This is a genomic window from Variovorax sp. Soil_C_17 (assembly GCF_057657265.1).
Map to the genome: position 1 here is coordinate 1,106,386 of NZ_JBDGIT010000001.1, position 12,407 is coordinate 1,118,792.

Annotated in this window: 12 protein-coding genes; 4 read left to right on the forward strand and 8 right to left on the reverse strand. The window is 70.4% G+C overall.

Annotated elements, in window-relative coordinates; all coding sequences use genetic code 11:
- Nucleotides 1-68: 68 nt before the first annotated feature.
- From AC3A6Y_RS05255 to AC3A6Y_RS05290, 8 genes are all read right to left on the reverse strand, one after another.
- Nucleotides 69-1,253, reverse strand: a complete 1,185-nt coding sequence (locus AC3A6Y_RS05255) for a sensor histidine kinase (RefSeq protein ID WP_487867166.1) — start codon at nt 1,251-1,253, stop codon at nt 69-71.
- Between the two features lie 13 nt (nt 1,254-1,266).
- A complete protein-coding gene (locus tag AC3A6Y_RS05260; protein WP_487867167.1) occupies nt 1,267-1,983 on the reverse strand; it encodes a response regulator in 717 nt (238 codons plus the stop codon).
- A 149-nt stretch (nt 1,984-2,132) separates the two neighbouring features.
- Nucleotides 2,133-3,761 carry an NAD(P)/FAD-dependent oxidoreductase gene (locus AC3A6Y_RS05265; RefSeq protein WP_487867168.1) on the reverse strand — a complete coding sequence of 543 codons (1,629 nt, stop codon included), beginning with the start codon at nt 3,759-3,761 and terminating at the stop codon, nt 2,133-2,135.
- 7 nt (nt 3,762-3,768) lie between these two features.
- On the reverse strand, nt 3,769-4,578 hold the full coding sequence (locus AC3A6Y_RS05270) for a beta-ketoacyl synthase chain length factor (protein WP_487867169.1): 810 nt from the start codon (nt 4,576-4,578) through the stop codon (nt 3,769-3,771).
- 58 nt (nt 4,579-4,636) lie between these two features.
- Nucleotides 4,637-5,830 carry a beta-ketoacyl-[acyl-carrier-protein] synthase family protein gene (locus tag AC3A6Y_RS05275; RefSeq protein ID WP_487867797.1) on the reverse strand — a complete coding sequence of 398 codons (1,194 nt, stop codon included), beginning with the start codon at nt 5,828-5,830 and terminating at the stop codon, nt 4,637-4,639.
- A gap of 88 nt (nt 5,831-5,918) precedes the next feature.
- A complete protein-coding gene (locus AC3A6Y_RS05280; protein WP_487867170.1) occupies nt 5,919-6,362 on the reverse strand; it encodes a type II toxin-antitoxin system VapC family toxin in 444 nt (147 codons plus the stop codon).
- Nucleotides 6,359-6,676, reverse strand: a complete 318-nt coding sequence (locus AC3A6Y_RS05285) for a FitA-like ribbon-helix-helix domain-containing protein (protein ID WP_487867171.1) — start codon at nt 6,674-6,676, stop codon at nt 6,359-6,361. The genes AC3A6Y_RS05280 and AC3A6Y_RS05285 overlap by 4 nt, the downstream gene beginning before the upstream one ends.
- Before the next feature lie 22 nt (nt 6,677-6,698).
- Nucleotides 6,699-8,057: an AmpG family muropeptide MFS transporter gene (locus AC3A6Y_RS05290; protein ID WP_487867172.1), complete on the reverse strand. Its 1,359-nt coding sequence runs from the start codon at nt 8,055-8,057 to the stop codon at nt 6,699-6,701.
- A gap of 36 nt (nt 8,058-8,093) precedes the next feature.
- Here AC3A6Y_RS05290 and AC3A6Y_RS05295 point away from each other — a divergent pair, with 36 nt between their 5' ends.
- The 4 genes from AC3A6Y_RS05295 (at nt 8,094) to AC3A6Y_RS05310 (ending at nt 12,407) form a co-directional block, all read left to right on the forward strand.
- The gene (locus tag AC3A6Y_RS05295) at nt 8,094-8,927 is read left to right on the forward strand and encodes a M48 family metallopeptidase (RefSeq protein ID WP_487867798.1); all 834 of its coding nucleotides are present in this window, start codon (nt 8,094-8,096) and stop codon (nt 8,925-8,927) included.
- A 147-nt stretch (nt 8,928-9,074) separates the two neighbouring features.
- Nucleotides 9,075-9,509, forward strand: coding sequence for an SDR family NAD(P)-dependent oxidoreductase (locus AC3A6Y_RS05300; RefSeq protein WP_487867173.1), 435 nt, complete (start codon nt 9,075-9,077; stop codon nt 9,507-9,509).
- A gap of 166 nt (nt 9,510-9,675) precedes the next feature.
- Nucleotides 9,676-11,412: an allophanate hydrolase gene (gene atzF, locus AC3A6Y_RS05305; RefSeq protein WP_487867174.1), complete on the forward strand. Its 1,737-nt coding sequence runs from the start codon at nt 9,676-9,678 to the stop codon at nt 11,410-11,412.
- Nucleotides 11,409-12,407: an ABC transporter substrate-binding protein gene (locus tag AC3A6Y_RS05310; RefSeq protein WP_487867175.1), complete on the forward strand. Its 999-nt coding sequence runs from the start codon at nt 11,409-11,411 to the stop codon at nt 12,405-12,407. The genes atzF and AC3A6Y_RS05310 overlap by 4 nt, the downstream gene beginning before the upstream one ends.

Genomic DNA, 12,407 nt, shown 5'->3' on the forward strand with positions numbered 1-12,407 from the left:
TTTCGCCCTGCCCGGTCGCGCACCGTGTCGGAGCGACTGCGACGCCCCGATCCCTGTCCTTCGTTGGATCAGTTCGGCAGCGCGATCACGAAGCTGGCCCCGCCGCCCGGCCGGTCCTCGCAGCGCACGCTGCCGCCGTGCCGCTCGGTGATCGACTTCACCAGGGCAAGCCCGAGGCCCACGCCGCCGTTGCGCTCGCTCGCGCCCGGCAGGCGGTAGAAGGGCTCGAAGATGCGATCGCGCAAAGCGGCCGGGACGCCCGGGCCGCGGTCGTTGACGCGGATCTCCGCTGCGCCGTGCCGGTTGCCGAGCTCCACGCTGATCTCGCCCGCGCCATACCGGCGCGCGTTCTCGAGCAGGTTGCGGATCGCGCGCCGCAAGAGCCGCGGCACGCCGCGCACGGTGAGCGCGTCGCTGCTGGCGTTCTCCGCCACGTCCAGCTCGGCATGGACGCGTGCGCATTCTTCTGCCGCCAGGCCGGTCAGGTCCACCGTCTCGATGGTGCCCATGTCGGCTTCCTTGGCGTCCAGCCGGCTGGCCAGCAGGATCTCGTCGATCAGCTGGTCGAGCTCGGCGATGTTGCGGGCGATCTCGTCGCGCGCGGTCGGGCTGGGCCGGTCGCTCATCAGCTCCAGGCCCATGCGGATGCGAGCGAGCGGCGAGCGCAGCTCGTGCGAGGCGTTGGCGAGCAGCGACTTGTGCGAGCGCACCAGTTCCTCGATGCGAGCCGCGGCGGCATTGAAGCGTTGCGAGAGGTCGGCCACTTCGTCCTGCCCTTCCTCCATCACGCGCGCCGACAGGTCGCCTTCGCCCCAGCGCTGCACGCCGCGCTGCAGCGCCTCCAGCCGCTTGGTGAGCCGCCGCACGATGGGGTAGACGCCCAACGCCACCGCCATGCCGACCAGCGCCACCATCCAGCCCAGGCCGAAGGGCGTGCGCCAGGCCGCGAGGCCGCTGCTGCCTATGGGCCGCGCCCGCGGAGCGACGCGCAGCGACATCGAGCGGCCGTCCTCGAGCGTCACGTCGAACTCCAAGCCCTGGCCGGGCACGCGCACCGCGCTGCCGCTGCCGATGGCGCGGTCCTTGGCGTCGAGCACCACCACCTCGCGCGGCACGATCGACAGCCGCTCGCGTTCGTTCTCGGCCGCCTCCCGCACGATCCAGTTGGCGCACAGGGTGAGGATGAACACGCCGCCCACCACCGCCAGCCAGATGCGGACGTAGAGATGGCGGCGGTACAGGTTGAGCAGCATGGCGCCCCGCCTCCTAGTCTTGCTGCTTGGCGAAGACGTAGCCGACGCCGCGCACGGTCAGGATGCGCTTGGGATTCTTGGCATCGGCCTCGATCGCCGCGCGGATGCGGCCCATGTGCACGTCGATCGAGCGGTCGAAGGCCTCCAGCTCGCGGCCGCGCACGGCTTCCATGATCTGGTCGCGCGTGAGCACGCGGCCGGCGCGCTCGGCCATCGCGACCAGCAGATCGAACTGGTAGGAGGTGAGGTCCGCCAGTTCCCCGCCGACGGTCACGCTGCGCGCGTTGCGGTCGATCTCCAGCGTACCGAAGCGCATCACGGCGGCGGGCGCCGCTTCGCTGCCGCCTTCGCTGCGCCGCCGCAGCACGGCACGGATGCGTGCCAGCAGCTCGCGCGGCTCGAAGGGCTTGGGCAGGTAGTCGTCGGCACCGATCTCCAGGCCGATGATGCGGTCCATCGGGTCGCCCTTGGCGGTGAGCATCAGCACCGACACCTTGGCAAGCGCATGGTTGGGCAGGGCGCGGATGCGGCGGCAGATCTCCAGGCCGTCGGTGTCCGGCAGCATCAGGTCGAGGATCACGAGGTCGGGCGAGCGCTGCTGCAGCATCTCCAGGCCGCTGGCGCCGTCGAGGGCGTGGTGGAAGCCGAAGCCCGACTGCGTGAGGTACTCGCCCACCATCTGGGCCAGGCGGGCGTCGTCTTCGATCATCAGGAGTTGGGGTGTGCTCATCAGGGTCCTCGGCCGGCGCTCACGCCGCTTTGTTCGGCCCGGCAAGAGGCCGGGGAATGCTGAAGCCTAGCGTCGCCGCAGGGCGACAACCAGGCTTGAAGGGTCCGTAAAGTTGGCGTAAACCTCGCAGCCGCGCGTATCCATGGGTGTCAGGCCGGGGCGAACAGCATGGGCGTCGTGCCGATGTCGGGCGGCGCGGCACCGCTGCGTTCGGCCAGGGCGGCGCGCAGGGCCCGGCTGTCCAGGCCCGGGTGCTCGCCATCCGCGCGTTGCAGGATTTCGGCGGCAAGCACCTGCAACTGCTCGGCCGAGGCCCGCAGGCGCGCCTGGAAGGCAGCGTCGTCCAGCCTGTCGCCCAGGCTTCTGTTGAGCTCGGCGAACCACGGCAGCGCGGCCTGGTCCAGCATCACGGCCGGGTTGCGCCTGGCGCTTTGCTTCGACCAGGCGCGCAGGAAGTCCTGCATCGCGAAGTTCAGGCGCTGGCAGTGCTGCAGCTCCTCGCGCAGGCTGCCCAGCAGCGCCAGGTCGGTCAGCCGCTGCTGGAAGAAGATCTGCGAGAGCACGCCCCAGTAGTAGGTGTAGTCCCAGATCACCTTCACCGGCAGCACCTCCGGGTCGCCGAAGAGCGCGTATTGGTCGGTGTAGAGCGCGAGCGTGCTTTCGTAGAAGGAGTGATAGATCTGGTCGTAGAGCCGGGCGCGCGCCTCCACCGAACGGCCGGCGCGGTCGTGCGCGACCAGGTCGGCGATGTAGGTGTTGCTCATCGCGATGAAGTCGCTGCCCGGCGAGTAGAAGGGGTCGAGGAAGAGCCCCGCCTCGCCGGTCAGTGCCCAGCGCTGTCCCGAGAACACCTGCTTGCAGCCGTAGGAGAAGTTGCGGAAGAAGGCGAAATCCTGCAGCAGGTGGCGCTTGCCGTCGAGCTCGTCGTAGAGGCGCGGCTGCCAGGTGCGGAACCAGTCCATCGCCTTGTCGAAGCTGTCCATGCTCTCCAGCGGATGCTGCCGCGGGTCGGCCACGATGCCGACCGAATGCGAGCCCGAGGCCAGCGGGATCAGCCAGACCCAGTAGCCCGTGCCGACCAGGTGGTTGGTCGACAGCCAGCGTGCCTGCGGCTCGCAGCGCGCGCGCCACTCCGCGCTGTCGGACCAGTGGTCGATCGTGATGCGATCGCCGATGCGGAACCAGACCGCGTTGCAGAGATGCGCGTTGGGCTGCGCGAGCCCCAGCTTGCGCTTGAGCAGCCCGGCGCGGCCGCAGGCATCGACCAGCCAGCGGGCCTGGACGTCGTGCGTTTCGCCTTCCCGGGTCCATTCGAGCCGGTGCGGCGCGTCGCCGTCTTCGGCCAGGTCGATGCGGCGCACCAGCGCCCCGTCGATGAAGCGCACGCCGGCGCGCGTGGTCTCCTCGGCCAGGAAGTTCTCGAAGATGCCGCGATCGATCTGGTAGCTGGGCACCGAGAGGTAGCGGCTCGCGCCGATCTCGGTCACCTGGTCGATGTCGCGCCGCCCCTCGCTGAAGAAGAAGCGGAAGCCGAACTTGCGCAGCTGGGCCCCCTGCAGGTGGGCTTTCAGGCCCAGCACCGTGTCGAAGTAGTGCGCGCCGATCTCCACCGAGGACTCGCCGACCTTGTGCGCGGCATGCGGCACCGGATGGGGGCGGCGCTCCAGCACCAGCACGTCGATGTCCTCGAAGCGCCGCTTGAGCTGCAGCGCGAGCGTGAGCCCCCCGAGCCCTCCGCCCATGATGACGACATCGTGGTGGGAGAGCTTCGTGTTCATGGCCCGATCAGCCCTGCGGCTCCAGCCGCAGCCGCAGCGCCAGGCGGGTGCCCAGCGGCAGATCGAGCGATTCCGCTTCGGCGCGTGCCAGCGCTTCGTAGAAGGGCAGCGCGTCGGCCATCGCGTTGGCCTTCAGCGCCGCCGCTGCATCCGACAGCGGGCGCTGCGGCGCCGGCTCGCCCGCGACCAGCGACCACTCGATGGCGGCCACCGTGCGCTCGCTGCGCGCGGGCGCGATCACCAGGGCCACGGCCAGCAGTTCGCGGCTCTTGACCACCGAGCCCAGTGCGCCGACCGACGGGATGTCGAAGCCGGCCAGCAGCACCGCCTGCCGGTCGGCAGCGCATTGCGTCGCGGCTTCCAGCAGGCCGGCCGCGAAGCTGTGCTCGTAGGCCGCCAGCGAATTGCTCGCGGCCGTGCAGCCGGTCCCGATGGTCCAGTAGCCGACCGCGGCGTTGTGCACCGAGTTGTGGAACTTGATCGGCGACAGCAGCTTGGGGTCGCTCGCGAGCGTGGCGGACATGTAGTCGTTGATGCCCAGGTCGCCATGCGCCGAGGCGAACACGCAGGGCAGGTCCTTCGCCGCGCGGCCCGAGGCCTCGACCGCGGCGGCCGCGACTTCGAGCGCGAGCGCGACCGTGTCGGGGGCGCGCCGCCGTTCGGCCGGCGCCAGCATCTGGGGCGAGGGCCGCTTGGCCGGTGGATCGGCCGGCGCCGCCTCGCCGCGGAACACCGCGCGGGCGCTGTGCCAGCCGGGCAGCGTGGCGGCCCAGAAGGCCGGGCCTTCGATGAACAGCGTGGGCATCCTCGCGCTCATAAGGCCACCTCCGTGCTGCGCGCTGCGGTGCTGTTCGAGTCGGGTGCGGCCGGGCGTCTCATGCTGCCGCCCCCTTGCCGAACACCAGCGCGCAGTTGTTGCCGCCGAAGCCGAAGGAATTGGAGAGCGCGTAGCGCACCTCGCCGTGCGCCGGCTGCAGCCGGATCTGCGGACCGCAGCCGGGATCGGGCACGGTGGTGTTGACGGTGCCCGGCATCAGCCCGCGCTCGATCGCCAGCAGGCTGATCACCGCCTCGACGATGCCGGCCGCGCCCAGCGTGTGGCCGGTGAAGCCCTTGGTCGAGCTGGCATGGGTGCCCGGCGGAAAGCGCCGGGCCACCAGCGCGCCCTCGACCTCGTCGTTCTTGGCGCTGGCCGTGCCGTGCATGTTGATGTAGTCGATGGCCTCGGCCGCCAGGCCGGCGCGCGCCAGCGCGTCGTCGAGCGCCCGCTCTGCGCCCAGGCCTTCGGGGTGGGGGGTGGACATGTGGTGGGCGTCGCTCGCCTCGCCGTAGCCCAGCAGCTCGAGCCGGCCCGGGCCGCGCTCCAGCAGCGCGAAGCCCGCCGCCTCGCCCAGGCTGATGCCGCTGCGCTCGGCGTCGAAGGGGCGGCAGGGCTCGGGCGAGACCAGCTCGAGCGAGTTGAAACCGAACAGCACGCTGCCGCACAGCGTGTCGACCCCGCCCACCACGGCCGCGTCGACCAGGCCCAGGCGGATCAGCCGCTCCGCCGAGGCGAAGACCTTGGCGCTGGAGGAGCAGGCCGTGGAGATGGTTTCGGCCGGCCCTTCGAGGCCCAGCGCTTCCTGCACGAACATCGAGAGCGAGTGCGGCGTGTGGACGCGCGGCCGGCGCTGATCCTCGGGGAAACTGCCGTCTGCGTCGAGTTGCGTGTAGGCCAGCTCGGTCTCTCCGATGCTCGAGGTGGAGGTGCCCAGGATCAAGGCGATGCGTGCCGGCCCGTAGCGCTTGCGCGCGGCCGCCACCGCCTCGATGAAGCCGTCTGCCTGCAGCCCGAGCCAGGCCAGGCGGTTGTTGCGGCAGTCCCAGGACGCCAGGTCTTCGGGCAGGTTCGCTTCTTCGAGGCCGTCGACGCGGCCGATCCAGGTGGGCAGCGGCGTGGCGCCGAAGTCGTTGGCGCGCAGGCCGCTTTTCGATTGTTCGAGCGCGCTGAGCAGAGGGTCCTTGCCGACACCCACGGCCGAGGTTGCGGTGAAGGCGCTGATCTGGAGAGGAGGGATGCGGGAGGGCAGCACGGTAAGCGTTGATGCAGGACGTGAAAAGCGTTACAGCCTACCAGCTACTTCGCCGATCGCGGGGCGTGAATGTCCTACGGCGCTGTCAGGACAAGGTGCCCAGGTGCGCCTGGGCCGCCTCGGCGAGCCGGCGGTCGAAAGTGGCGAGCGGCGCCCGGAGCTCGGCGGCCAGCCAGAGATAGGCGGCGTCGTAGGCGGAGAGCCCGTAGCGTGCCGCCAGCTCGTACTGGGCAACCAGGTCGACGGGATGAAGGTCGATGTCGGAGGCGGCGTAGTCGCGCAGCGCCTGCGCGAACGCCTCGGCCGGCCCGCCTTTTTGCCCCTTCTTGAGAGCCACGCTCACGATCTCGTGGTCGAGCAGGTTGGGTGCGTGCAGGCTTCGGCCGACCAGCCGCGCCAGGGCTTCGTCGCGCGCCGGCTCGTCGAAGAGGATGGCGCTCAGTGCGCTGCAATCCACCACGATCGGCGGGCGCACGCTGAAAGCGGCCGGCGGCTCGGCGACGTAGAAGGCCGGGGCCGGTGTGCTCATCGGGCGTCGCGCTCGGCCCGAATGATGTCGACCGCGTCGGGGCCGCCCCGAACGGGTTTCGGGAAGCGCCCCCGGTGCTCGGCCGCGATCTGCTCAATGGTCTTGCTGCCGCGGCGAAAGATCGGTCGACCGCCCCAGCCTGCGCCGACGATGGCTGGCCGCGGAGCGGGTGCCGGGATTGGCTCCGACTCGAAGGCGGCCTGCTCGATGATGGCCATCAACTCGCCCTGCAGGGAGCGGTGGTTGCGCGCCGCGCGTTGCCGCAGCCGCTCAGCCACGCTGTCGGGCACATCCTTGACCGAGAGATTTGCCATGATTGTCTCCAAAATGGAGCCATTATGGCGCCATTGCGGAGCTTATGCCAGCCCGCTGCGCTTGTACCTTTCTCGCCGCCAGCCCCACCAGCAGCAGCACCGGCACACCCAGCGCCGCCGTGGCGGTGAAGAAGGCGTGGTAGCCGTAGGCGTCCACGAAGGCGCCGGAATACCCCGCGATGAACTTGGGCAGCAGCAGCATCAGCGAACTGAACAGCGCGTACTGCGTGGCGGAGTAGCTGACGTTGGTCAGGCTCGACAGGTACGCGATGAAGGCGGCCGAGGCGATGCCCCCCGCCAGGTTGTCGGCCGAGACCACCAGCACCAGCGCCGTCAGGTCGTGCCCGCGCGAGGCCAGCCCGGCGAACAGCAGGTTGCTGGCCGCGCTCAGCACCGCGCCCAGCATCAGCACCCGCATCACGCCCAGCCGCATCGAGAGCACCCCACCCACGAAGGCGCCCGCCAGCGTCATCACCACGCCGTAGATCTTGCTGACGGTGGCCACCTCGTCCTTGGTGAAGCCCATGTCGACGTAGAAGGGGTTGGCCATGATGCCCATCACCACGTCGCTGATGCGGTAGACGGCGATCAGCGCCAGGATCAGCGCCGCCTGCCAGCGGTAGCGGCGGAAGAAGTCGGCGAAGGGCTCGATGAGCACCCCCTCCAGCCATTCGGCCGCGTTCTTCGCCTTCGGCAGCGCCACGCGCGCCGGCTCGGGCGAGAGCAGCACCGTCAGCACGCCCACCGCCATCGAGGCGGCCATCGCGAGGTAGGCCGTCTTCCAGGCGCCGTCCTGGTAGCCGGCGCTGCCGGCGAGCTCGGCCCAGGCCGCGATCCACAGCACGCCGGCGCCGGCCCAGATCATCGCGAGCCGGTAGCCGGTTTGATAGGCCGCCGCCAGCGCGGCCTGCTTGCGCGTGGCCGCCGATTCGATGCGGAAGGCATCCAGCGCGATGTCCTGCGTGGCCGAGCCGAAGGCCACCAGCAGGGCGCACCACACCAGCGGCGCGAGCCCGGCCCGCGGATCGTTGAAGGCCATGCCCACCAGCCCGGCCATGACGGTCAGCTGCGCCAGCAGCAGCCAGCCGCGGCGCCGGCCGAGCAGCGTGGTCAGCGGCGGCACCGGCAGCCGATCCACCAGCGGCGCCCACACCCACTTGAAGCCGTAGGCGAGCCCCACCCAGCTCAGGTAGCCGATGGTGGTGCGGTCGATGCCGGCCTCGCGCAGCCGGAAGCTGAGCGTGCCCAGCACCAGCAGCAGGGGCAGCCCCGCGGAGAAGCCCAGCGCGAGCATGCGCAGGGTCGCGGGTTCGAGGTACACCTTGAGCGCATCGCGCCAGGGCAGGGCGGGGGGAGTCTGGTCAGCCGGGGGTAGGGGCATGAAGGAAGGTCTTTGAGGCTCTCTTATTATTCCCGCATGTGCCTGCACTGCCCCTCCCGCTCCGGCCCCTTGCAGGGTCGGCGTGCCTTTCTCTTGGCGGCCGCCGCCGCTGCGGCCACGCCGGCGCTGGCCCAGGTGGAGGTCGGCAAGTCCTCGGTGGCGCGCAACCTGGTGCCGGCCGAGAACGTCGAGCAGGCCGGCGTGCAGCAGTACGGCGAGCTGCTGAAGCAGGCCCAGGCCAAGGGCGCACTGGCCGGCGAGGGCAATCCGCAGCTGCAGCGCCTGCGCACGGTCGCGGCCCGCATCATTCCTTTCGCGGCCCGGTGGAACGAGCGTGCCGCGCGCTGGAAGTGGGAGATCAACCTGATCGGCAGCAAGCAGATCAACGCCTTCTGCATGCCGGGCGGCAAGATCGCCTTTTTTACCGGCATCCTCGACCAGCTCAAGCTCACGGACGACGAGGTCGCAATGGTCATGGGCCACGAGATGGCGCATGCGCTGCGCGAGCATGCGCGTGCGCGCCTGGCCAAGAGCGCCGGCACCGGCGCGGCGCTGTCGATCGGCGCCCAGCTGCTGGGCCTGGGCCAGGCCGGCGACCTGGCCGCGCGGGCCGGCACGCAGCTGCTCACCCTCAAGTTCAGCCGCAGCGACGAGACCGATGCCGACCTGGTCGGGCTCGAATTGGCCGCGCGCGGCGGCTACGACCCGCAGGCCGCGGTCTCGCTGTGGAAGAAGATGGGCCAGGCCTCCAAGAACCAGGGCGGGCTGAGCTTCCTGTCGACGCACCCGAGCGGGCCGGATCGCATCGCCAAGCTCGAGGCCAACGTGCCCAAGGTCGAAGGGCTGTATCGCGCAGCGAAGCGGAGCTAGATCGCGTTCCCGGGCTTCCCACTTCGCCTTTGCAGGATCGGGCAAGAAGCGCCCCCGAATCGGCTACCGCCTGCAGCCGCCTCGTTCCTAGACTTCGTTCCTGGCCTCGCCGCACTTGCGCCGGGGGCCTTCATCAAGGAGCGCAGCATGCCGGGAATCCAGGAACAAGTCGTCGCCATCACGGGCGCCAGCAGCGAGGTCGGTGCGGCCGCCGCCAGGCTGCTGGCCGGGCGCGGTGCCAAGGTGATGCTGGGCGCGCTCGGGATCGGACGGCTGTATGCGCTCGCCCGCGAGATCGTCGAGGCCGGCGGCTCGGCGCACTACCAGGCGCTCGACGTCACGCAACCCAAGAGCATGCAATGCTTCATCGACGAAGCCACGGAGGTCTTCGGCCGCGTCGATGTGATCCTCCATGCGGGCTCGCCCGCCCCGGCGATCTGCACGCGTGAGTGGATGAGCGGCCGGCGGCACATCGCCATCTCTCCCGAGGCCATCGCGGACGCGATCGTCCTCGCGATCGAGCACCCTGCGGGCGTGCACCCAGGCGAAGTCAAGCGCTCCCCCAGGCTCGCGCTCATGTAGTCGCCACGGCCTGCCGACCGAGCCGCACATGCGGGCCCGGCTCGGCCCGGCTGCACGCACAAGCCCGTATTCACGAAGTAGCCCGCCTACCGCGGGGCCGATTTTCGGCCCCGATCCCGTTGGCACACACCTTGCATCTCATCTTGTACACAAGACAGGATGCTTGATGATGGTGCATGAAACAGCTTCGCCTCGCGGCAAGGCACCGGCAACGGACGGTGAAGCGGCTGCCGCGCTGGCCTGGATCGCGCGCATCGATCCGCCGCTGGCAGGCGCCCTGCACGGCCCGCTCGCCGGGCTGCGCTTCGCGGCCAAGGACAACATCGACGTCGCCGGTGTCCCGACCACTGCCGCCTGCCCGGCCTTTGCGCGCACGCCGGCCGCGCACGCGCATGTGGTGCAGCGGCTGCTCGATGCCGGTGCAAGCCTGGTCGGCAAGACCAATCTGGATCAGTTCGCTTGCGGCCTCAACGGAACGCGCTCGCCCTACGGCGCCGTGCCCAACAGCTTCGATGCGGGCTATGTGAGCGGTGGATCGAGCTCCGGCTCGGCCTACGCGGTCGCCACAGGCGAGGTGGACTTCGCGCTCGGGACGGACACGGCGGGCTCGGGCCGCGTCCCGGCCGGGCTCAACAACATCGTCGGCCTCAAGCCCTCGCGCGGCCTGATCAGCGCGCGCGGCGTGGTGCCGGCCGCGCAGAGCGTCGACTGCGTGTCGATCTTCGCGCCGACCGTGGGCCTGGCGGTGCGTGTGCTGCAGGCCGCGATGGGCTTCGATGCCGAAGACCCCTACGCGCGCCGCCTCGCGCTCGCCACGCGAGCGCTGCCTGCGCGCTTTCGTTTCGGCGTGCCGAGCGCGCCACGCTTCTTCGGCGATGCGCTGTCGGCCGCGGCCTTCGAGCGTTCGCTTGCGCAGATGCGGGCCCTCGGCGGCACGCCCGTCGATGTCGACTACGCGCCGCTCGCCGAGGCGGCGGCGCTGCTCTACGACAGCGCGCTGGTGGCCGAGCGCTATGCCGCCGTGCGCAGCTTCTTCGACGGCAACGAGGAGGCGGTCATCGAGCCGGTGCGCAGCATCCTGGCCGCCGGCCGGCGCTACAGCGCAGCGGACTTCGTCGATGCCCGCGCAAGGCTCCAGGCACTGGGCCAGCGCGCGGCCACGATGTGGGGGGACATCGACCTGCTGCTGGTGCCCACCGCGCCCGCGCATTACACGGTCGAGGCGATGCGCGCGGCACCGGTCGCGCTCAATCGCAACCTCGGCGAATACACCAACTTCGTCAACCTCCTCGACTATGCGGCCCTCTCGGTGCCCGCCAGCCTGCGCGAAGACGGGCTGCCTTTCGGCATCACGCTGATCGGGCCCTGCGGCAGCGATCTGCAACTGGCCGAACTGGGCCAGCGCTTCCACCACGCCACCGGCCTGCCCCAGGGCGCCACGGGCCGACCGTTGCCGGCGCCCGAAGCGCTGCCGCTGGCAGGGCCCGAGCCGCTGGTGAAAGTCGCCGTCGTCGGCGCCCATTTGTCGGGCATGCCCTTGAACGGCCAGCTCGTCGAGCGCGGCGCCACGCTGCTGGCCCGGACCTCCACCGCGCCGCAGTACCGGCTCTATGCGCTGCCCGGCGCGGTGCCGCCCAAGCCCGGGCTGGTGCGCGTGGCGCCGGGGCAAGGCGCGGCGATCGCGATCGAGGTCTGGCAGATGCCGCTCGCGCACTACGGCAGCTTCGTCTCGCTGATTCCCGCACCGCTGGGCATCGGCACGCTCGGCCTGGCCGATGGCAGCAGCGTGCAGGGCTTTCTCTGCGAAGCGCTGGCGCTCGAGGGCGCCGAGGACATCACGCATCTGGGCGGCTGGCGCCGCTACATCGAATCCCGTCAAGCTTCACAAGGAGTTCCCTCATGAGCACACCCCGACCGACCGCCGGCACTTCGCGGCGACGCGTGCTGCAAGCCGGCGCGGCAGGCATCGCCGCCCTGGCCGCCCCGGCAGTGCTGGCCCAGGCCGCACCCAAGATCCGCATCGGCTACTGGCCGGTGGCCGCCGGCCTGCCATTCTTCGCCTCGGTGGACCGCGGCTACTTCAAGGAAGCCGGGCTCGAAGTGGAGCCGCTCAAGTTCGCCGGCGCGCAGCAGGTCATGGAGGCGATGCTCTCGGGCCGCTCCGACGGCAGCTCCAACGGCACCGGCTCGGCCAACCTGGCCATCGGCGAGATCGCGCAGCCGGGGCTCTTCAAGATCTTCTGCACCAACCCGAGCAATGCCAAGTTCGTGCTCGACGAATTCATCGTCGCCAAGGACAGCCCGGTCAAGAGCATGGCCGAGCTCAAGGGCAAGAAGGTGGCCTCCGGCCCCGGCATCCAGAACATGACGCTGTGCAAGACCATGCTGGAGCGCGCCGGCGCCACGGGCGCCGCGGTGTCGGAGCTGCCGATCGGCCAGCACGTGGCCGCACTGGTGGCGGGCCAGGTCGACGCCTGCTACACCCTCGAGCCCACGGGCACCGTGGGCCGCATGAACGGCACCACCCGCGTGCTGGAGGCCGGCGTCGTCGCCAAGTACATCCTCGGCGACCCGATGGCGCCCTGGCACGGCGGCGCCGCGAGCCTCACGAGCGAGTTCATCAAGAAGAACCCCGAGGCGGCGAAGAAGTTCATCGCCGCCTATGCGCGCGGCGTCGACCTGGTGCGCACCAAGCCGGAAGAGGCGCGCACGCACATGAAAGGCTACACCGCGATCGAGGGCGCGCTCACCGCCGAGGTGCCGCTGGCCTCCTACATGCTCTACAACGAGTTCAAGCCCAGCGACCTGGCCCATTTCCAGAAGTTCTACGACCTGTTCACCGAGAAGGGCATCTTCGAGAAGAAGGTGTCGGTGGACGGGTTGATCTACCGGGGCTGA